The organism is Yersinia sp. Marseille-Q5920 (genome assembly GCF_946902935.1).
In the GTDB taxonomy this organism is placed as follows: domain Bacteria; phylum Pseudomonadota; class Gammaproteobacteria; order Enterobacterales; family Enterobacteriaceae; genus Yersinia; species Yersinia rochesterensis.
This window is the reverse complement of the sequence record NZ_CAMPQA010000010.1, coordinates 56,056-78,673: the sequence shown is the minus strand read 5'-3', so window position 1 is coordinate 78,673 and position 22,618 is coordinate 56,056. Positions and strand designations below refer to the sequence as shown.

Genomic DNA, 22,618 nt, shown 5'->3' with positions numbered 1-22,618 from the left:
CGCCACTACGACCCCAACGGCACGATTCTCCTTCATTTTACTTTGTCAGCAATCTGAAGGCCGCCTAAGCGGCCTTTTGGCGATTGAATCGAGCAGAAATTATGGTGCTGGAAAGGTAAAACGGGTGTGAATCTCTTCCAATGCATCCAATACTTCCTGACTCAACACCACATCTTGGCTATCAATATTACTTTTCAGTTGTTCCAGTGTGGTTGCGCCCAACAATGTGCTGGCAACAAAAGGTTGCTGGCGCACGAAAGCCAGTGCCATTTGCGCGGGATCCAGCCCATGATGTTTGGCTAGCGCCACATATTCAGCTATTGCTAACTGAGCTTGTGGCCCGGTATAGCGGGTGAATCGGCTGAATAAAGTATTACGCGCTCCAGCGGGTTGTGCGCCATTAAGATATTTACCACTGAGGGTACCAAACGCCAGGCTAGAATAAGCCAGCAGCTCCACCCCTTCGTGTTGGCTTATCTCGGCTAAACCCACTTCAAAGCTACGGTTAAGCAAACTGTAGGGATTTTGAATCGACACAATACGCGGTAAGTCATGCTTTTCTGCCAAATGCAGATAACGCATCACGCCCCAAGGTGTTTCATTCGAGACGCCAATGTAACGGATTTTACCGGCGCGCACCTGTTCGTTCAGGGCTTCCAGCGTCTCAAGCAAGGTGATGACAGCGGTTTGTTCACTGTAACGATAATTCAACTTACCAAAACAGTTGGTTTCACGTTGTGGCCAATGCAGTTGATATAAATCGATATAGTCGGTATTCAGGCGCTTAAGACTGGCATCTAGTGCCTCACGGATGTTTTTCCGATCCAGTGCCATATTAGGACGAATGGGTTTATCGCTCCCACGTGATGGCCCGGAGACTTTGCTGGCTAAAATGATTTTGTCTCGGCTACCGCGAGCTTTTATCCAGCTACCAATGTATTGCTCAGTTAACCCTTGGGTTTCTGGCTTTGGGGGGACCGGGTACATTTCTGCGGTATCAATCAAGTTAATACCGGCTGCAACGGCGTAATCCAGTTGAGCATGGGCATCGGCTTCACTGTTTTGTTCACCAAAAGTCATGGTGCCCAGACCCAGCAGGCTTACTTCTAATGAACTGTGGGGAATACGATGATATTGCATTGCCGACCTTCCTTTGTGTCTGAAGTTATCAGGCTAAGTCAAACCCGCCTTATCCGACTATAACTAAGCACTGCGGCAGGGGGAAGAGGACAAGGAGAAAGTGCAGAAAATAGTGGGAAACGGGGGCGACGAATCGCACCCCCGATATTTTTATTTCGTTGGCTTATTTTTCTTCCCGCGCATGAGATTAAGTGTTTCAACACCCATCGAGAAGAACATGGCGAAATAGATATAACCTTTCGGAATGTGAATCTGAAAACTTTCCAACATCAGGGTAAACCCGACCAGAATCAGGAAAGACAAGGCCAGCATTTTGACGGATGGGTGACGGTTAACAAACTCACCAATCGGCCGGGCGGCAAACATCATCACGCCCACGGCGATAACAACAGCAGCCATCATAATAAATAAATGGTCTGACAGCCCCACCGCGGTTATCACTGAGTCCAGGCTAAAGATGATATCCAACAGCATGATTTGCACGATAGCCGCAAAGAAAGAGCTGACATTGCTGCTGTGCTCTGTATCACTGCCCTCAATGGTTTCATGAATTTCTTTGCTAGCTTTCCAAATCAGGAATAAGCCCCCCAGCAGCAAAATGAGATCTCGCATGGAAATGCTATGGCCGGCCACTGTAAACAACGGCTCCGTCAGGCGGATCACCCAAGCAATAGAAGCAAGTAATGCCAAACGCATTAACATTGCTCCGGCCAAACCAATTCGGCGAGCTTTGTTTTGCTGCGCTTTAGGTAATTTTGCGACCACTAAAGAAAGGAAAATAATATTGTCTATACCGAGAACGATCTCGAGGATAGTCAGTGTGCCTAGCGCCAACCAAGCATTTGGATCGGCAATCCATTCAAACATTGTGCCTACACCTTACGGAAATTACGGAAACACAAAGATACAATTATATACCTTTCTTACATGAAGTTGCAGGGGGTTAGCTATGTTTACTCACCCGAATCACTGACTTGTCGTTGACCTTATATAAGTAAGCTCATCGGGATTAATGAGCCTCATCCTTGAGGCTCACCCTACGGCTAGCATAAATGCTGTTCAAATCGGTTCCCGACCGATTTGTTATTCACTTGCTGCCTACCTGCAACACCATGTTCTTTGGCTATTCTCGTTTATTCATTAAGCGGAATAATCAGATTCGTCTGTTAAAGCAAAAAGTGTCGGGCGAGCATCGGGCCGGTAAAGGTTTTTTTCAGGTAAAAACCACGAGGTAATGTCATGATAGGCTGCCCATGTTCGCCGATGGCTTCAGTCAATGCACGGCTGTTGGCCGCTTTCGGACGCAACTGCAATACTTCGCCATGACGAGCGGTGATGGTTTCCACTTTGCCCAAAACGATGAGATCCATTAACTCTTCCCAATCGCACCGCAGTAATTCTTCCTCTTCCTCATTAGGGCTCCACAATAAAGGCGCGCCCACACGGCGTTGCGCTAACGGAATTTGCCGCTCCCCTTCGACAGGCACCCACAACACGCGGGCGAGCTTGTGCCGCACGTGGCTGCTTTCCCAGGTGATACCGCTATTACCGGTCAGTGGGGCGACGCAGACGAAAGTGGTCTCCAGCGGCTTGCCTTGGGCATTGATAGGAATGGTTTTCAGCTCGATACCAATATCGGCAAAATCCTGTTCAGGTTTACTGCCCGCACTGGCCCCCAGATAGAATTCTAACAACATACCCACCCAGCCTTTGACGCGTTTTAAATCAGCTGGAATGTTCCAACCCGCTCTGATAGCCAATTCGCCGAGGGTAAAACCTGATAATGCCTCAGCACGTTGAAAAAGTTGATGTTCATCAGTGGGTGGTGCCGGGGGCAGTGAATAAACAGACATAGAGTGGAAACCTGCTAAAGTCGGTTAAAAAACAAGCTGAAATAAAAGTGACCGTAGATGTATTGTTATCCAGTCCAGCAGAAATGAATAATAGCATGATTTAACGGAAGTTTTCTTTCCATCCTTCCTGAAAATACTTTTATTTTGGCTATCTTGTACACCTGCTAACAGGAATAATGAACAGGATCTTACACCTATTTATCCACAGATTTATTGGATAACCCCAATAAATCATGATCACTGGTTCAATTTACAGCCTTGACGACAGGTTTATTTGCGAGTTTTGCTCTTTTTTGCACAACTTTGCCTCATTATCTGTGGATAAAAACTGCATTGATGGATCTTTAGCCAGCCTCAGATCTAAAGCGGATAAAGATCACATTTCTGGGGTATGTATACCTGTGGGAAACCTGTTATTTCATTGAAATTAATCACTTATTTTTTTGAATATTTTTAGCGTATAATTGCGTTAAAATGAGTTGTACCTGCTTTTCCCTAGAGTTCTGCACACCTATATCCACAGAAAAAGTGAATAAAATAGCGAGTGTAGACCCTGGGGTGTTTATAACTTTGCCAATATCTGTGAGTTATCCCAGAGTTATCAGGTTTCGCTGGCGGATAAGCAGTGGTTTACCGCCTGTTGCTAGTGTGAAACAATCAGAGCATCTTTGAGTTTTAAGCTTATCGAGGTAGTCCGGTGATCGATGATGATGGCTACCGCCCGAACGTGGGTATCGTAATTTGTAATCGGCAGGGAGAAGTGTTGTGGGCCAGACGTTACGGTCAGCACTCTTGGCAGTTTCCTCAAGGCGGGATAAATCCCGGTGAAACACCAGAGCAGGCAATGTATCGTGAACTTTTTGAAGAGGTAGGACTTAACAAAAAGGATGTCCGAATTCTGGCTTCAACCCGTAACTGGTTACGTTACAAATTACCAAAACGTTTGGTGCGTTGGGATACAAAGCCGGTGTGCATCGGCCAAAAACAGCGATGGTTTCTACTACAGTTAATGTGTAATGAAGCCGATATCAACATGCAGCGCAGCAGCACCCCGGAGTTTGATGGCTGGCGATGGGTCAGTTATTGGTATCCGGTGCGTCAGGTGGTGTCTTTTAAACGGGATGTTTATCGCCGCGTGATGAAAGAGTTTGCACCTACTGTAATGCCTGTGCAGGAGATTGCTCCGCCACGGGTACCGCCCGCTTATCGCCGTAAAAGAGGTTAAGTTAAGCCGATCATGCTCACGCGTTTGCGAGAAATAGTTGAGAAAGTGGCGATGGCAACCAGCCTAACGGATGCGTTAGAGCTGTTGGTCAATGAAACCTGTCTGGCGATGGACACGGAAGTTTGCTCGATTTATCTGGCAGACAATGACCGCCGTTGTTATTACCTAATGGCGACACGAGGTTTGAAAAAACCTCGTGGCCGCACTATTACGCTGGCCTTTGACGAGGGCATCGTCGGGCTAGTCGGGCGTCTGGCAGAACCCATTAACCTGGCTGATGCCCAGAGCCACCCTAGTTTTAAATATGTTCCCCAAGTCAAAGAGGATCGCTTCCGGGCATTCCTCGGGGTTCCTATTATTTATCGCCGTCAGTTGCTTGGCGTGCTGGTGGTTCAGCAACGTGAACATCGCCAATTTGATGAGAGCGAAGAGTCGTTCATGGTCACGCTGGCAACGCAACTGGCAGGGATCCTTTCTCAATCGCAGCTTAATGCCATTTTTGGTCAATATCGCCAAACGCGGATCCGCGCATTGGCTGCGGCTCCCGGTGTCGCGGTCGCTGAGGGGTGGCAGGATACTTCGCAGCCTTCCCTTGATTTGGTTTACGAAGCTTCGACACTTGATACCGCCCAAGAACGTGAACGCCTAACACAAGCACTGGAAGAGGCTGCGGCCGAATTCCGCCGTTTCAGTAAGCGCTTTGCTGCCAGCTCACAAAAAGAGAGCGCGGCGATTTTCGATCTCTATTCCCACTTGCTCAATGACGCCCGTCTAAAGCGCGAACTTTTTGCTCAAATTGACGCCGGATCGGTGGCGGAATGGGCTGTTAAGCAAGTGGTCGAGCAATTTGCTGCGCAGTTTGCCAGCTTGCAAGACACTTATATGCGCGAGCGTGCCAGTGATCTGCGGGCATTAGGTCAGCGCTTGCTATTCCATCTCGATGACAGCACCTCAGGGGCCAGCCAATGGCCTGAGCGTTTCATTCTGGTGGCTGATGAACTCACCGCGACACTCTTGGCCGAAGTTCCACAGGATCGCCTCGCCGGTGTCGTGGTGCGTGATGGTGCGGCTAACTCCCATGCTGCCATTTTGGTGCGCGCCATGGGGATCCCGACGGTAATGGGCGCGGATATTCAACCCGCGTTACTGAATCAGCGGTTACTCATTGTTGATGGTTATCGTGGCGAAGTGCTGGTTGATCCGGAGCCGGTGCTAGTCAAAGAGTATCAGCGGCTGGTCACAGAAGAGATTGAACTTAGTAAACTGGCTGAAGATGATGTTGAACAGCCTGCTGCTCTGAAAAGTGGTGAGCGGATTCAAGTGATGCTGAACGCAGGTCTTAGCCCGGAACATGAGCAACTACTGGGGGGACGAGTGGATGGCGTGGGCTTATATCGCACCGAAATTCCGTTTATGTTGCAAAGCGGCTTCCCCTCTGAGGAAGAGCAGGTAACGCAGTATCAGGGCATGTTGCAGCTTTACCCGAACAAGCCGGTAACACTCAGAACATTGGACATTGGTGCCGATAAACAGCTGCCTTATATGCCTATCAGTGAAGAGAATCCCTGTCTGGGCTGGCGCGGCATCCGTGTGACTCTCGATCAACCAGAGATTTTCCTGATCCAAGTCCGAGCAATGCTTAGAGCCAATGCTGGAACCGGCAATTTGGGTATTTTATTGCCGATGATCACCAGTTTGGAAGAAGTCGACGAAGCAAAACGCCTGATTGATCGTGCGGGTCGTGAAGTTCAAGAACTTCTGGGCCATGAATTACCTCAGCCAAAACTGGGCGTGATGGTTGAAGTGCCAGCCATGATATTTATGCTGCCGTATCTGAAATCGCGGGTCGATTTTATCTCGGTCGGCACCAACGACTTGACCCAATATTTGCTGGCGGTAGACCGCAATAATACCCGCGTGGCTTCACTGTATGACAGTTTACATCCCGCGATGCTACAGGTGCTTAGCCACATCTTGGCGCAGGCGACCCAATCTGGCCTGCAAGTGAGTTTGTGTGGTGAAATGGCCGGTGATCCGATGGGCGCTTTATTGCTGGTCGGGTTGGGTTATCGCAATCTCAGCATGAATGGCCGCAGTGTGGCGCGCATTAAATACCTGCTACGGAATATCGATTTAGTGGATGCGCAAGCTCTGGCCGAGCGAGTACTAAGTGCGCAAATGACCACCGATGTACGTCATTTAACCGCGGCATTCATGGAGCGCAAAGGGTTAGGGGGCCTGATTCGCGGTGGTAAATAACTTTGTGATGGTCAATAAGTTTGCGATGGTCAATAGAGTTGACCGGGTTTACAGAACTTTTCTGTTTGGTGCAGTCCAGACAACCGCTGCCCTATGCTATTATGCGCTACCTGTCGCCCTAACCGGGCAAGAACATTAATTTTCTCAAAACAAGAGATATTTCGTGGTGATAGATGAGCAATAGCTATCTGGCGTTTCCTAAATTTGATCCGGTCATTTTCTCCATTGGTCCGGTTTCCCTGCATTGGTATGGCCTGATGTATTTGGTGGGCTTTGTCTTCGCGATGTGGTTGGCGGTTCGTCGGGCTAACAAACCGGGTAGTGGCTGGACCAAAGAAGAAGTCGAAAATCTGCTTTACGCCGGTTTCCTCGGGGTGTTTGTTGGTGGCCGTGTCGGTTATGTTCTGTTCTATAACTTGCCGATGTTCCTCGATAATCCACTGTATCTGTTTAAGGTATGGGATGGCGGCATGTCATTCCACGGCGGTTTGATTGGTGTTATCTGTGTGATGCTGTGGTTTGCTCGCCGCACCAAGCGTCATTTCTTCCAGGTCGCTGATTTTATGGCTCCACTAATTCCATTTGGCTTAGGTGCTGGTCGTTTGGGTAATTTTATCAATGGCGAGCTGTGGGGCCGTGTCACGACAGATACCCCGTGGGCGATGCTGTTCCCCACTTCTCGGGGCGAAGATATTGCGATTGTTGCCGCGGATCCGGCTAAATGGCAGGCGATTTTCAATCAATACGGTGTATTGCCGCGCCACCCTTCGCAACTGTATGAAATGATATTGGAAGGGGTGGTGCTGTTTATTATCCTGAACCTATTTATCCGTAAGCCGCGCCCGATGGGCAGTGTTTCAGGCCTGTTCCTGATTGGTTATGGCGCGTTCCGTATTATTGTTGAATGTTTCCGCCAGCCAGATGCCCAGCTCGGCTTGTTCGACGGCGTGATCAGCATGGGGCAGATTCTCTCTGTGCCTATGATTCTGGCCGGTATCATTATGATGATTTGGGCGTATCGCCGTCCTGCGCAACAACTTTCGTGAGGTAACATGAAACAGTATCTGGATTTGATGAAAAAAGTGCTGGAAGAAGGCACTGCTAAAGCTGACCGCACCGGTACTGGGACGCTGTCGATTTTTGGGCATCAGATGCGTTTCAATTTACAAGATGGTTTCCCGTTGGTAACCACCAAGCGCTGCCATTTGCGTTCCATCATTCATGAGTTGTTATGGTTCCTCAACGGCGATACCAATATTGGTTATCTGAAGGAAAATAACGTCTCAATCTGGGATGAGTGGGCTGATGAAAACGGTGATCTTGGCCCGGTTTATGGTAAGCAATGGCGCGCTTGGGGCGCTGCTGATGGCCGCCAGATTGACCAACTGAGTAAGGTAGTGCAACAGCTTAAGCAAGACCCAAACTCCCGTCGTATTATCGTTTCTGCATGGAATGTGGGTGAGTTGGATCAAATGGCTTTGGCACCGTGCCATGCTTTCTTCCAGTTTTATGTGGCTGATGGCAAGCTGTCTTGCCAGCTATATCAACGCTCTTGCGATGTGTTCCTCGGCTTACCATTTAACATTGCCAGCTATGCATTATTGGTACATATGATGGCGCAGCAATGTGATTTGGAAGTCGGTGATTTTGTCTGGACGGGGGGCGATACGCACTTATACAGCAACCATATTGAGCAAACTAACCTGCAATTAAGCCGTGAACCGCGGGCGCTGCCAAAACTGATTATCAAACGTAAACCTGCTTCATTGTTTGACTATCGTTTTGAAGATTTTGAAATTGAAGGGTATGACCCTCACCCTGGTATCAAAGCCCCGATTGCTATCTAATCTTTTACCGGAGCCATTTGGCTCCGGTTTCGGTTTATACCCGTCATTTCAGCCCGCAATTATCCTCCTAATAGCCCTTCTCTTCACTTTATCTACTAAGCCTATCGGCAATCAAATTGCGAGCCATGCCGCACACTTTTCTGCATTTATGTCGCCGTGAATAAAATTTTGCGCAGCTCTTCCAGCCTTGATAAGCAGCTACTGGATCTCAAATTTTCACAACGTAAACTTACGCCATGAAAACCAATCTACGGCTCAATATACTTCATGCATAAAAATAATATTCTTAAAAAACAAAATGGTATCAGTCTTATTGAACTGCTGTTGGTCATTGCCTTAGCCGGTGTTATGGCTGTATGGGGGGCACAAAATTGGCACCATTATCGGCAACGGGAGAGGCTCGCGGACAGTGCTCGCCAGTTACTTGCCTTTCTAACTCATTTGCAGGCCAAAACGAATCGCAGTAACAACACGGCATTGTTATGGATACAGCAAGAAGATCAGGGGTGTTTAGGCAGTGGTGATAAGCCCGTGATGCCCTGTTCACCATTAGATAATTCAGTGTTTATTCCACCTTATCCCGATGTTTCTATTGCGATTCCTTTGAAGAAAAAAATGGGTTTCTTTGGTGTAAGAAATACAGCACAAGCAGGAAATATAATGCTCAATAATCCGGCTGGGCGTATTCGGCTAATTATCTCCAGCCGCGGGCGAATGAGGCTATGCAGCGATGAGCAATCAATAGCGGGTATTCATTTATGTTAGTAACGATAAAAAAACCAGAGGCCGCCGTATCAGGTTACTTTTTACATAAATGTATTACGGGGTTTACCCTGCCAGAAATGATGCTGGCGCTGAGTGTTGGTAGTTTGATTATTATGGCTGCTACCCAGACCTTCCCCCGTTTACACAAGCAAATAGCAACATTACAGCAGCACTATCACCTGGAGTTAGCACTGAGCCAGACTATGGCTGCACTGGAAAAAGACCTGAGGCGGGCTGGATTTTGTCACGGTGAGTGTCAGGGCAACGCGATTGCTACACAACATTATCCAGGGGAAGTGGCAAACTCTTGCTTGATTGTTGCTTATGACCTCAACCGCAATGGTCGGTGGGAAGGGGAGAAACATCAGGAATCTGAATACTTTGGTTACCGGCTACGCAATAAAGCATTAGAAGGTCAGCGCGGCGAGCTGAATTGTTCTGGCAGTGGTTGGGAAAAACTGTTTGATCCACACAACATCACCATAACGCATTTTTCTGTTACGCCATTACCGCAGCAAGCTCCGGGTCAGGTTTATAGCGTGCAACTGGCGGGGCAAAGTACCGGTAACCCAGCCATACATCGTCAACTGAGTTATACCATCCGTGGGAATAATTTATGAGCTGTGATCATCAACGGGGGACAAGTACCCTGGCTGCTGTTGCTACTCTTTTTTCTCTCGGTTTATTTTTGTTATCAGCTTTACACCGAAAATTGGATAATATTCAGCATATTACCGCCGAGGAACAACACCATTTACGGGCCTTTAATCAGGCAACATCATCATTGAATTGGGGGGCGGGGCAGAAGTGGTCATTCAGTATGCCGTGGCAAGCCGGTTCAACATGGCATTGCAATGAGCACCTGCAATATGGCTTAAAAGCCTGTCTTAAACCAGCCTCGCTGGCCGGTTTTTTTATCCTCAGAGGTGAGGGTCAATCTTCAGGAATACAGCCGCCGTTGATGCTTTATCAACGCGTCCAACTGCATTCTACTCATGGAGTTAGAGGAGAACATCGGTTGATTAAGGTTGCTCATGGTTGGTCAGATTTTTGCCCGGATAAGGATGCAAAATTTTGTCTTTAGTCAGATATCGTGGCAAGCCACAGTATACCAAAGAGGGAGGGAATTCTCATTTTCAACAGGGGTTTAGCCTACCAGAGGTCTTAATCGCGGCACTTTTTTTCTCTGTCTCGCTGCTGGGATTACTGCAATACCATCAGGCACTTTTGCAGGGTTTTTCCTCTTTATGGCAGCAACGTCAGGCGTGGTCTTTGCTTAATCAACATATTGAAAGCAGCAGTGGCGAATCAGCGAAAGCATTTCCTGCAGGAATGAAACCTAACTGGCGATATAACCAGTTTATAAATCGAATTGATGGTGAGTGTACGGAGTTTACATTCATCCTAAAAATGCACTCTACGCAGCAGGCAGAATTAAGTCGGTGGTTTTGCATTGTGAGTGAGGGCGGCTAACCGCGCAGCTATAAATATGATAATGAAGATAACCTATTGCACTCACTCATTATCAAGTTAGAGTATTAAACTTCAGGATTTATCCGCAAGTGGTGGTCAGTTGGTTTAATCATTTATGGATATTCTTCATAGAGTTTTAAGGGAGCCACCATGTTCACGGTTTATCATTCTAATCAATTGGATTTACTCAAAGCGCTAACGACTGCGCTGATAGAACGAGAACCGTTGGATAATCCTTTCCAGCAAGAAGTTGTGCTTGTTCAAAGCCCAGGTATGGCTCAATGGCTGCAAATGCAATTGGCTCAACAATTTAGTATTGCAGCCAATATTGAGTTTCCACTGCCCGCTACCTTTATCTGGGACATGTTTACCCGTGTGTTACCCGGCATCCCGAAAGAAAGCGCATTTAGCAAAGATGCAATGACATGGAAACTCATGTGGTTATTACCAGAATTACTGGAAAACCCGGTATTTTCTGCGATGAAACGCTATTTAAGTGACGATAGCGATAAACGTAAGATTCACCAACTGGCGGCACGAGTCGCCGACCTTTTTGACCAATATTTGGTGTATCGCCCAGAATGGCTGGAGAGTTGGGAACGAGGCCAACTGGTTGATAATTTGGACGATGCTCAGCAGTGGCAAGCTTTACTGTGGGTCGAATTAACTCGCTATACTCGCCAGTTAGAACAACCTGAATGGCATCGCGCCAATCTCTATCAGCGTTTTATCCGCACACTTATTGAATCAGACGTTTGCCCGGCAGGATTGCCCAAACGAGTATTTATTTGCGGCATATCTGCATTACCCCCAATCTATTTACAAGCTTTGCAAGCTCTGGGTAAACACATTGATATTCACTTGATGTTTACTAATCCATGCCGCTATTTTTGGGGAGATATTCAGGATTATACATTTTTAGCTAAATTACAAAGCCGCAAACGCAGGCATTACCGTGAATCGGCTGAAAGTGCGTCGATGGAAGTAAAACTCTTTCGCCACCCTGAACAGGCTGAGCAGCTATTTAATGATGATGGTGAGCAAAATCTTAGTAATCCGCTGTTAGCCTCATGGGGCCGGCTTGGTCGTGACCACATGTATTTATTATCTCAGGTTGATGAGATCCAAGAGGTTCATGCTTTTGTTGATATTGAGCCGGATAATCTCTTACATGGTATTCAGCATGACATGCTGGAGCTGGAAGACCACGCTATTATTGGCATCACTCCAGAAACCTTAGCTCATAGTCACCAAAAGCGTGTTTTGGAACTCACGGACCGCTCCCTTAGCTTGCATGTGTGCCACAGCCCGCAACGCGAAGTGGAAGTTTTACAAGATAACTTGCTGAAATTACTGGAGGACTCTCCAGAGCTGACTCCGCGCGACATTATTGTGATGGTCGCGGATATTGACAGCTACACTCCTTATATTCAGGCGACATTTGGTAATGCTACCGGGGAGCGTTATTTACCTTTCGCCATTTCAGACCGTAAGGCTAGCCAGGCTCATCCCGCACTTCAGGCTTTTATTACTCTGCTTGATTTACCCCAGAGTCGTTTTACTTCTGAGCAGGTATTAGCACTGCTGGAAGTGCCCGCTTTAGCCAATAAATTTGGTATTAGCGAAGATGGATTGCGCCGTTTGCGGCAATGGGTTGGCGAGTCTGGTATCCGTTGGGGATTAGATGATGACAATGTGCGCGAATTATCTCTGCCCGCCACCGGCCAACATACCTGGCATTTTGGCATAACCCGCATGCTACTTGGCTATGCTATGGATAGCGCCGCCGGTGATTGGCAAGGGGTTCTGCCCTATGATGAGTCCAGTGGTCTGGCTGCTGAACTTGCCGGACAATTAGCTGAAATGTTGATGCAATTGAGCCAGTGGCGGCAGCAATTAAGAGAGTCCCGTTCACTCAGTGAATGGCTGCCATTGTGTCGCCAATTATTAGATACTTTCTTTGAACCCGATAACGATACGGAAGCAGTGCTGGTACTGATTGAACAGCAATGGCAGAAGGTCATCAGCTATGGCATTGCTGCCCAATATCCGGATATCGTGCCACTGAGTCTGCTACGGGATGAACTGGCTTCGCGCCTGGATAATGAGCGCATTAGTCAGCGTTTTCTCGCAGGGCCTATCAATTTCTGTACGCTAATGCCTATGCGCTCCATCCCGTTTAAAGTGGTGTGTTTATTGGGAATGAATGATGGTGTTTATCCACGAACCTTACCGCCGTTGGGCTTTGACTTAATGGCTAAACAGGTTCGCCGTGGTGACCGCAGCCGCCGTGATGATGACCGCTACCTATTCCTGGAGGCATTACTCTCTGCCCAGCAACAGCTTTATATCAGTTATATCGGGCGCTCGATTCAAGACAACAGTAAACGCTATCCTTCGGTGCTGGTTAGTGAGTTGATTGAATACATTTCGCAAAGTTATCACTTACCTGGTGATGAAGAACTCAGTGCTGATGACAGTGCCAAACGGGTTATTGAACATTTGCTATGTTGGCATCCACGCATGCCGTTCTCAGCAGAAAACTTTATTAAAAACAGTGAGCTACAGAGTTACGCCGCTGAATGGCTGCCTTCTGCGGAATCCAAGGGACTGGCACACCCAGAATTTAATCAACCTTTACCACCCGAACCTTTGCCTGAAATCACTCTTGATGAATTAATCCGTTTCTATCGCCATCCTGTGAGGGCATTTTTCCAACGTCGGCTGGGGGTAAATTTCGTTATTGAAGAAACGGAGTTACCGGATGAAGAACCTTTTACCTTAGATAACCTCAACCGCTATCAGTTTAATACTCAACTACTGAATGCGCTGATAGAAGAAAGTGATATTAATACAGTATTCAGTCGTGCCCGTGCGGCGGGTAACCTTCCTTATGGTTCTTTCGGCGAGCTTTACTGGGAAAGTCAGCAAGAGGAAATGGTGCCATTAGCTGAACAAATTCGTGCTGAACGTAAAGAGAGCCACAGTATTGAGCTGAATATTGAGTTTGGAGATACCACGCTAACAGGATGGATTCATCAGATTCAGGAGGACGGCTTAATTCGTTGGCGGCCAGCGGCATTAACTGCGGTCGATGGGCTTTTGTTGTGGGTTGAGCATTTGGTGTATTGCGTCGCCGGCGGTGAGGGTGAAAGCCGAATGTATGGACGTAAAGGAACGGCATGGCGTTATGCCCCATTGGATTGTGACGAAGCACGGCAATATTTACAGCAGCTAATTAGTGGCTATCAGCAAGGTATGTGCGAACCTTTATTGTTGTTGAGTAAAAGTGGCTGGGCTTGGTTGAGTCAGTGTTTTGATAGCGAATCTGGTCAAATTTTGTGGGATGAAGAAACACAAACCAAAGCTCGAATGAAACTTTTACAGGTTTGGCAAGGTGACCAACGGATTGCCGGGGAAGGTGAGGATAACTATATACAAAGAGTATTCCGCCTGATGGATAATCAACATCTCGATATGATATTACACGAAACTGAACGTTATTTATTACCAATAGCCCGCCATAATAAGGCGTGATAGCTGCACATGACTAAACAAGATTTTCATACATATTGTATACAAGAAGCCGGATACACGTTTTAGCGGCAACTTTAAGGGGTTAGGGGAGAAACGGAATGCATAAACAGTTTGCCCGCATTATTGGCATATTTTTCTTATTAGGTTTGCTGGCCCCACTGAGTTGGGCTGACACTCCTGCATGGCAACCACTGGCAGAAGCTATTCATAAAAGTGAACACGACCTGCGCAAATATCAGGCAATAAAATTGCCTAATGGTATGACCGTGTTGTTGGTTTCTGATGAGCAAGCACCCAAATCCTTAGCTGCCTTGGCATTGCCTGTTGGATCTTTGGAAGACCCTAATAATCAATTGGGATTAGCTCATTATTTAGAACATATGTTATTGATGGGCTCTAAACGTTTCCCTGAACCCGGCAGTTTCTCTGAATTCTTGAAAAAGCATGGTGGTAGCCATAACGCTAGCACGGCTTCTTATCGAACCGCTTATTATCTTGAAATTGAAAATGATGCATTGGCCCCGGCGGTTGACCGTTTGGCTGATGCAATTGCTGAGCCGCTGTTAGACCCCATTAATGCCGACCGTGAACGTAATGCGGTAAATGCTGAATTGACGATGGCCCGCTCCCGCGATGGTATGCGTATGGCGCAAGTGAATGCGGAAACCTTAAACCCGGCTCACCCCAGTGCGCGTTTTTCCGGCGGAAATCTGGACACACTGAAAGATAAACCTGACGGGAAATTACATGATGAGCTACTGAGTTTCTATCACCATTATTACTCAGCTAACCTGATGGTGGGCGTGCTGTATAGCAATCAGTCCTTAGAAAAGTTGGCACAATTAGCCGCTGATACCTTTGGTCGAATCCCTAATCGGGACGCAAAAGTACCCGCGATTACAGTACCTGCGGTCACTCCGGATCAAACCGGCATTATTATTCATTATGTTCCAGCCCAACCTCGCAAGCAGCTAAAAGTAGAATTCCGCATTGAGAATAATAGTGCAGAATTCCGCAGTAAAACAGATACCTACATTAGTTATTTGATAGGAAATCGTAGCAAAGATACTTTGTCTGACTGGTTGCAAAAACAAGGATTGGCTGATGCCATCAATGCCGGGGCTGACCCGATGGTGGATAGAAATGGTGGTGTATTCTCTATTTCTGTATCACTTACCGATAAAGGTCTGGCAAACCGTGATGTCGTGGTGGCCGCTATTTTTGATTACATCAACATGCTACACAAAGACGGCATTAAAAAGAGCTATTTCGATGAAATTGCTCATGTATTGAATTTGGATTTCCGCTACCCCTCAATCACTCGGGATATGGATTACATCGAGTGGCTGGTAGATATGATGTTGCGGGTACCTGTTGCACATGTACTGGATGCACCTTATCTGGCTGATCACTATGATCCGAAAGCCATTACTGCGCGACTGGCTGAGATGACACCGGAAAATGCGCGTATTTGGTTTGTCAGCCCAGAAGAACCCCACAATAAAGTCGCCTATTTTGTTGATGCCCCTTATCAGGTCAATAAAATCAGCCCACAAGAGATGCAAGAATGGCAAAAGTTGGGGAAAGACATCACGCTGAGTTTACCAGCACTTAACCCCTATATTCCGGATGATTTCTCTTTAATCAAAGCTGATAAAAATATCACCCGACCACAGCAAGTGGCAGAACAACCGGGACTGCGGGTGTTCTATATGCCAAGTCAGTATTTTGCTGACGAACCGAAAGCCGATATCTCTGTTGCTTTCCGTAACCCACATGCTCTGGATACTGCTCGTCATCAGGTTCTTTTTGCTTTGACTGATTACCTGGCAGGACTATCACTTGATGAGCTGAGTTATCAGGCCTCAATCGGTGGGATTAGCTTCTCTACTACGCCGAATAATGGTTTGTATGTCAGTGCGAATGGCTTCACACAGCGGATGCCGCAGTTGCTGACTTCTTTGGTGGAGGGTTACTCCAGTTTCACTCCGACAAAAGATCAATTGGCACAGGCTAAGTCTTGGTATCGTGAACAACTGGAAGTTGCCGAGAAAGGCAAAGCTTATGAGTTGGCAATTCAGCCAGCCAAGTTACTGTCTAATGTTCCTTATTCAGAACGTAGCGAGCGGCGTAAGTTACTAGACACCATCAGTGTGCAAGATGTCATAACCTATCGCGATGATTTGCTCAAACAGTCTGCGGTAGAAGTATTGGCGGTGGGTAATATGACAGCCCAGCAGGTAACTTCCTTGGCCGAGTCATTGAAAAAACAACTCAATTTGACTGGGACAATCTGGTGGACTGGTGAGGATGTTATTGTTGATAAAGCTCAGCTTGCCAACATGGAACGGATTGGCAGTAGCTCAGATGCGGCGCTGGCTGCCGTCTATGTGCCGACCGGCTATACAGAAATTGAGGGCATGGCGCGCAGTGCTTTGCTGGGGCAGATTGTTCAACCGTGGTTCTATGACCAGCTTCGTACAGCAGAGCAACTCGGCTACGCGGTATTTGCCTTCCCAATGTCAGTTGGGCGTCAATGGGGCTTAGGTTTCTTACTGCAAAGTAATAGCAAACAACCTGATTATCTTTATCAGCGCTACCTTGCGTTCTATCCACAAGCTGAGAAGCGGTTGCGTGAAATGAAACCGGCTGATTTTGAACAATATAAACAGGCACTCATTAACCAATTACTGCAACGTCCACAAACGTTGGATGAAGAAGCCAGCCGTTACAATAATGATTTCAATCGCAATAATTTTGCGTTTGATAGCCGCGAGAAAATGATTACTCAGGTGAAGCTGCTGACGAACACTGCATTGGCAGATTTCTTCCAGCAAGCTGTTATTAAACCACAAGGTTTGGCGCTACTTTCTCAGGTTAAAGGCCAAGGGCAAACTGAGGGTGGGTATGCGGTGCTTAAAGGATGGACGACTTACCCAACAATTTCAGCCTTGCAAGCAACCTTGCCGCAGAAGGTATTGGCTCCATGACATCAATGACTCCCCAGCGGCTGGAGCCGCTAACGCTGCCCTTGTATGGCGAGAGGCTAATTGAAGCCTCCGCCGGTACCGGTAAGACTTTTACCATCGGGGTTCTTTATCTTAGATTGCTGCTTGGCTTAGGCGGGGAGGCGGCGTTTCGTCGCCCTCTCATGGTTGAGGAAATCCTGGTGGTGACCTTTACTGAGGCGGCAACTGAGGAACTGAGAGGGCGAATTCGTGACAATATTCATGAGTTGCGTATTGCCTGCGTACGGGGAGTCAGCGATGACCCGATGCATAAGGATTTACTGGCGGAAATCACTGATCTGAATAAAGCAGCCGCAGACCTTTTGGCGGCTGAGCGGCAGATGGATGAAGCGGCAATTTATACTATTCACGGTTTTTGTCAGCGTATGTTGGCTAACAATGCTTTTGAATCTGGCATCTTATTTGAGCAAACTTTGGTGCAGGATGAACTGCCATTACGCCGGCAAGCTTGCGCCGATTTCTGGCGGCGTCATTGTTATCCGCTGCCTCTGGCTATCGCCAGGGCGGTTAGTCAAGAGTGGAGCGGGCCAGAGGCCTTACTCAAGGATCTTTCTGCTTATTTACAGGGAGAAACGCCAAAATTTCGGCAAGCCCCTGGTGATGATGAAACGATACTCAGTCGACATCAGCAGATAGTGGAACAAATTGATGCAGTCAAAGCACAATGGCGCGCAGTGGCCCCGGAGTTAGAGGCGCTGATTAGCGGATCTGGTGTCGATAAACGCAGTTACAGTGCCCGATATTTACCTAACTGGTTGGAAAAGGTTGGTATCTGGGCGGAACAAGAAACCGGCGATTACCAGTTACCTAAAGAGTTAGAGAAATTTCGGCAGTCAGTATTATTTGAAAAAACCAAAAAAGGGGAAGCTCCTCAGCACGATATATTCAATGCTATAGACCGTATATTCGAGCAACCTCTGACACTCAGAGATCTGATTTTAGCCAGAGCGATCAGTGAAATACGAGCCTCTGTACAGCAAGAGAAACGGCAGCGGGCAGAATTAGGTTTTGATGACCTGCTCAGTAAATTGGATGCAGCATTGCAGCAACCGGGCGGAGAATTGTTGGCTCAATCTATTCGCATTCGTTATCCCGTCGCAATGATTGATGAGTTTCAAGATACTGACCCACAGCAATACCGTATTTTCCACACACTTTATGGTGGGCAAGGAGAGTGCGGCCTATTGTTGATTGGGGATCCTAAACAAGCTATTTATGCTTTCCGTGGTGCTGATATTTTCACTTATATTCGGGCTCGCTCGGAAGTAAGTGCACACTACACACTAGAGACTAACTGGCGCTCATCTTTCCCGATGGTGCAATCAGTCAATCGGCTTTTTAGTTTGGTCGACATTCCTTTTTTGTTTAAGCAAATTCCCTTTGTAAATGTGGCTCCCGCGCAAAAAAATAAACAGTTATCATTTGAAATAAAAGGGAAAAAACAGCCAGCGATGTCTTTCTGGTTGCAGCCGGGCGAGGGCGTTGGGGTTAGTGAGTACCAACAACTAATGGCGCGACAGTGTGCTGCCCAAATCCGTGACTGGCTCACCTCGGGCCAGCAGGGATTAGCTCAATTAGTGACGGCCACAAACTCAAGACCGGTTCAGGCGTCAGATATCACGATATTAGTGCGTAGCCGGGCAGAGGCGGCATTAGTGCGCGATGCTTTGAGTGCATTGGCTATCCCATCTGTTTATTTATCTAATCGTGACAGCGTATTTGATACTGCAGAGGCCAAAGATCTACTGTGGCTATTGCAGGCCGTTCTGGCTCCTGAACAGGAACGGGCATTACGCAGTGCCATGGCGACCGGTATGCTGGGGCTAGATGCACAAATGCTGGATGGATTGAACCACGATGAGCGGGCTTGGGATGCTTTGGTTGATGAATTCGATGGCTACCGCCAACATTGGCAGCGCCGTGGCGTGCTCCCGATGCTACGGGAGATTATGGCTCATCGCCATTTAGCTGAAAACTTGTTAGCAACTCAGGGCGGTGAACGGCGGCTGACAGATTTGCTGCATTTGGGAGAGTTATTACAAGAAGCCGCATCGCAGCTTGATAGTGAGCACGCACTAATCCGTTGGTTGGCACAACAAATAGCCCAGCCGAATCATCAGTCTGATAACCAACAATTACGTTTGGAAAGTGATCGTCATTTGGTGCGGGTGATAACTATCCATAAATCGAAAGGGCTGGAATACCCGCTGGTATGGTTACCTTTTGTGGGTAATTTCCGCCAACAGCAAGACGTTCTTTACCATGATCGTCACAGTTTTGAGGCCTTACTTGACCTGAACGCCGATGAAGAGAGTCAGGCTTTGGCAGAGGAAGAGCGGCTGGCAGAAGACTTACGGTTATTATATGTCGCACTCACCCGTGCGGTTTATCATTGCAGCATAGGTATTGCTCCGCTGATTAAAGGCGGGCGAAAAAAACAGGGTGAAAGTGACATGCATCTCAGCGCACTAGGCTATTTGGTGCAACAAGGCCATGCGGGAGATGCGCAGTATCTTGCTGACAAACTCGCCGAGTTAGCAACCCTAGCCGGTGGGGATATTTCTGTTTTGCAAGCTGGGCAACTGGACGAAACGCCTTGGCATCCACTGCGGAAAGAGTTACCAGCCCTTGCTGCCCGTCAGTTTAGCCGTCAAATACACGATTTTTGGCGAGTCACCAGCTATTCCGGTCTACAGCAGCATGGTTCGAGTAAAAGTGGGGTATCACCAGCACTGAATGTGCCATTACAGGAGTTATTACCACGGCTGGATACTGACGCCGTTGGTGAGCAAGCATCAACTAGCGAGAGCCAGTTAACCCCTCATACTTTCCCTCGCGGCGCGGCCCCTGGGACTTTCCTGCATGATTTACTCGAACCCTTGGATTTTAGCCAGCCTATTGAGCAAGACGGGTTGACGGAGCAACTTCAGCAACAAGGTTTTGGCGAGCAGTGGTCACCTATGCTGTATCAGTGGCTAAATGACATTGTACAAACTCCTCTGAATGAAACCGGCGTGACATTGGCGGGATTGACCCCACAGAGTAAGCAGGCCGAGTTGCAATTTTATTTGCCGATAGATGCGCTGTTGCAAGCCCGAGAGTTAGATATCTTAATCAAGCAGTATGATCCACTTTCCCGTCAATGCCCTGCGTTGGGTTTTCAGCAAGTCCGAGGGATGCTCAAAGGATTTATTGACCTGGTTTTCTGTTGGCAGGGGAAATATTACTTGTTGGATTATAAGTCTAACTGGTTGGGGGAAGACAGCAGCGCTTATACCAATGAGGCGATGGCCCAAGCAATGGCAGAGCATCGCTATGACTTGCAATATCAGCTTTATACCTTGGCATTACATCGCTATTTACGTCATCGGCTGGGTAATTATGACTATCAGCGCGACTTTGGTGGTGTCATTTATCTCTTCCTGCGCGGCATTGATAGCCAACATCCTGGAAATGGTATTTTTAGTTGCCGCCCTGAATGGGCGCTGATCGAAAAAATGGACTGTTTATTCAGTGGTCGTGAGGTAGAGCCGTACATTAGCGATAAAAGTGGAATTGTTATAACCGGTGAGGGCACATCAATATGATGACGTTACTGGAGCAGGCGGTTCGTGACCACTTACTACGTCCGCTGGATGTTCAGTTCTCACGAATGATAGCCGGTGATAATGACCCCATGATGCAATTGGCAGCGGCTGTTCTCAGTGCTGAAGCTGGTGCTGGGCATGTATGTATTCCACTCAATTATTTGCAGCCAGAAAAGCTATTTGGCGGGCGACAGCCAGCGCTAGCGCTAGCGCTGTGGCAGGTAATTGGTGCACCGGATCAATTACAGTGGATGCAAACACTCAATAACTCTCCAGCAGTAAGTGATGGCACACAGCCCACACCGTTAGTTTTGCAAAATGACCGTTTGTATCTACAACGGATGTGGCAATACGAAGGGGATGTGGTGCGTTTTATGGCCAGCGACAATACGGCGTCGCTTATCAAGGAAGACAGTGACGGCAATGAAGCCAGAGACGTCAATGAAACATTACTAAGAGAGACGCTCGATCGCCTATTTGGGCCGGCAGGCACTGAGGTCGACTGGCAAAAGTTGGCTGCTGCTGTTGCAGCTACCCGCCGTATCTCCGTCATTTCCGGTGGCCCAGGGACAGGTAAAACGACCACCGTTGCCAAATTATTGACTGCGCTGATACAACTTAGCCAAGGGCAACGACTGCGTATTCAACTTGCCGCACCCACCGGTAAAGCGGCTGCGCGCTTGACGGAATCACTGGGCAAAGCCATTCGCCAACTCTCACTGACTGACGATGAATGCAAGTTATTCCCCGACCAGGCATCCACATTGCACCGTTTGTTGGGCGCGCAACCTAATAGTCAGCGCCTACGTTATCACCGTGGTAACCCCCTAAACCTTGATGTGTTGGTGGTCGATGAAGCATCAATGGTGGATTTGCCTATGATGGCGCGGCTAATTGCAGCATTGCCAACCAAAGCCCAGGTGATTTTTCTCGGTGACCGTGATCAATTGGCTTCGGTAGAAGCAGGGGCCGTGCTGGGTGATATATGTCGCTTTGCTGAGTTGGGTTACAGTGGATCACGAGCAGAGCAGCTAACTCGCTTAACAGGATACATATTGGTGGGAAACATCCCGATTGGTGATGTGCAGACAGATACAGTCAATGTCCGTGATAGCTTGTGTTTGCTGCGTAAAAGCTACCGCTTCGATGAGAAATCGGGGATTGGACAGCTTGCTTTAGCAGTTAATGCCGGAAAGTATCGGGATGCATTATCTGTTCTAAATGGCACATATTCCGATATTGAAAATTTCTCTCTGGCAGATTCAGATGATTATCAGGTATTGCTGGAAGACTGTGTTGCGGGCTATCAGCACTATCTTGAACTGGCCGCCGCAGGTGCTCATGCGGTTGAGGTGCTGGCTGCATTTGGGCGCTATCAACTACTGTGTGCATTACGGTCTGGGCCATTTGGTGTCAGTGGCTTAAATGAGCGCATTGAGCAGCTACTGCACCGCAAGCGGTTAATTGAGCGAGCACCAGGGCCGTCGGGGCGTTGGTATGTTGGCAGGCCGGTGATGATAGGGCTGAATGACAGTGCACTGGGTTTATTCAACGGCGATATTGGCATTGCTTTGTATGATAGTGAGGGGGAGCTACGGGTACATTTCCAGTTGCCAGACGGCAATATAAAATCTGTGCAGCCGAGCCGTCTTCCCAGCCACGAAACCGCTTATGCTATGACGGTACATAAATCTCAAGGTTCGGAATTTGAACATACGGCATTGGTTTTACCCAATACGTTCATGCCAGTGTTAACTCGCGAATTGGTCTATACCGCCATTACCCGCGCCCGTCAGCGTTTGACATTGTATTGCAGTGATACGGTATTGAGCCATGCGATCCGGACACCTACGCTTCGTGTTAGCGGATTGGTAGAACGTCTGAATCAATTGACCTGAAAATA

At 47.8% G+C, this 22,618-nt stretch carries 15 protein-coding genes; 12 read left to right on the top strand and 3 right to left on the bottom strand.

Annotation, left to right across the window (positions count from 1 at the left end; genetic code table 11):
* Nucleotides 1-99: 99 nt before the first annotated feature.
* From OVO64_RS14795 to mutH, 3 genes are all read right to left on the bottom strand, one after another.
* The gene (locus OVO64_RS14795) at nt 100-1,140 is read right to left on the bottom strand and encodes an NADP(H)-dependent aldo-keto reductase (RefSeq protein WP_267248865.1); all 1,041 of its coding nucleotides are present in this window, start codon (nt 1,138-1,140) and stop codon (nt 100-102) included.
* A 150-nt stretch (nt 1,141-1,290) separates the two neighbouring features.
* The gene (locus OVO64_RS14790; RefSeq protein WP_038631178.1) at nt 1,291-2,007 is read right to left on the bottom strand and encodes a TerC family protein; all 717 of its coding nucleotides are present in this window, start codon (nt 2,005-2,007) and stop codon (nt 1,291-1,293) included.
* 299 nt (nt 2,008-2,306) lie between these two features.
* Nucleotides 2,307-2,993: a DNA mismatch repair endonuclease MutH gene (mutH, locus tag OVO64_RS14785; RefSeq protein ID WP_038631180.1), complete on the bottom strand. Its 687-nt coding sequence runs from the start codon at nt 2,991-2,993 to the stop codon at nt 2,307-2,309.
* 697 nt (nt 2,994-3,690) lie between these two features.
* Between mutH and rppH the strand changes: the two genes are divergently transcribed.
* From rppH to recD, 12 genes are all read left to right on the top strand, one after another.
* Nucleotides 3,691-4,218, top strand: coding sequence for an RNA pyrophosphohydrolase (gene rppH / locus OVO64_RS14780; RefSeq protein ID WP_005272897.1), 528 nt, complete (start codon nt 3,691-3,693; stop codon nt 4,216-4,218).
* A gap of 12 nt (nt 4,219-4,230) precedes the next feature.
* A complete protein-coding gene (ptsP, locus tag OVO64_RS14775) occupies nt 4,231-6,477 on the top strand; it encodes a phosphoenolpyruvate--protein phosphotransferase (protein WP_267248864.1) in 2,247 nt (748 codons plus the stop codon).
* 173 nt (nt 6,478-6,650) lie between these two features.
* Nucleotides 6,651-7,523 carry a prolipoprotein diacylglyceryl transferase gene (lgt, locus tag OVO64_RS14770; protein ID WP_004391739.1) on the top strand — a complete coding sequence of 291 codons (873 nt, stop codon included), beginning with the start codon at nt 6,651-6,653 and terminating at the stop codon, nt 7,521-7,523.
* A 6-nt stretch (nt 7,524-7,529) separates the two neighbouring features.
* The gene (gene thyA, locus OVO64_RS14765; RefSeq protein WP_046694622.1) at nt 7,530-8,324 is read left to right on the top strand and encodes a thymidylate synthase; all 795 of its coding nucleotides are present in this window, start codon (nt 7,530-7,532) and stop codon (nt 8,322-8,324) included.
* A 267-nt stretch (nt 8,325-8,591) separates the two neighbouring features.
* Nucleotides 8,592-9,089: a prepilin peptidase-dependent protein gene (locus tag OVO64_RS14760; RefSeq protein ID WP_267248863.1), complete on the top strand. Its 498-nt coding sequence runs from the start codon at nt 8,592-8,594 to the stop codon at nt 9,087-9,089.
* The gene (locus tag OVO64_RS14755) at nt 9,083-9,709 is read left to right on the top strand and encodes a prepilin peptidase-dependent protein (RefSeq protein ID WP_267248862.1); all 627 of its coding nucleotides are present in this window, start codon (nt 9,083-9,085) and stop codon (nt 9,707-9,709) included. The genes OVO64_RS14760 and OVO64_RS14755 overlap by 7 nt, the downstream gene beginning before the upstream one ends.
* Nucleotides 9,706-10,173, top strand: a complete 468-nt coding sequence (locus tag OVO64_RS14750) for a YgdB family protein (RefSeq protein WP_267248861.1) — start codon at nt 9,706-9,708, stop codon at nt 10,171-10,173. The genes OVO64_RS14755 and OVO64_RS14750 overlap by 4 nt, the downstream gene beginning before the upstream one ends.
* Entirely contained in the window at nt 10,164-10,562 is a 399-nt protein-coding gene (locus OVO64_RS14745; protein WP_416371392.1) for a prepilin-type N-terminal cleavage/methylation domain-containing protein, read from the top strand. Before OVO64_RS14750 ends, OVO64_RS14745 begins: the two co-directional genes overlap by 10 nt.
* Nucleotides 10,563-10,712: 150 nt before the next feature.
* Nucleotides 10,713-14,099 (top strand): exodeoxyribonuclease V subunit gamma, encoded by a 3,387-nt coding sequence (gene recC / locus OVO64_RS14740; protein ID WP_267248860.1) that lies wholly within the window; start codon nt 10,713-10,715, stop codon nt 14,097-14,099.
* Nucleotides 14,100-14,197: 98 nt separating this feature from the next.
* On the top strand, nt 14,198-17,089 hold the full coding sequence (gene ptrA / locus OVO64_RS14735) for a pitrilysin (protein ID WP_267248859.1): 2,892 nt from the start codon (nt 14,198-14,200) through the stop codon (nt 17,087-17,089).
* Nucleotides 17,086-20,715: an exodeoxyribonuclease V subunit beta gene (gene recB / locus OVO64_RS14730; RefSeq protein ID WP_267248875.1), complete on the top strand. Its 3,630-nt coding sequence runs from the start codon at nt 17,086-17,088 to the stop codon at nt 20,713-20,715. Before ptrA ends, recB begins: the two co-directional genes overlap by 4 nt.
* Entirely contained in the window at nt 20,715-22,613 is a 1,899-nt protein-coding gene (gene recD, locus OVO64_RS14725) for an exodeoxyribonuclease V subunit alpha (protein ID WP_416371393.1), read from the top strand. Before recB ends, recD begins: the two co-directional genes overlap by 1 nt.
* Nucleotides 22,614-22,618: the final 5 nt, after the last annotated feature.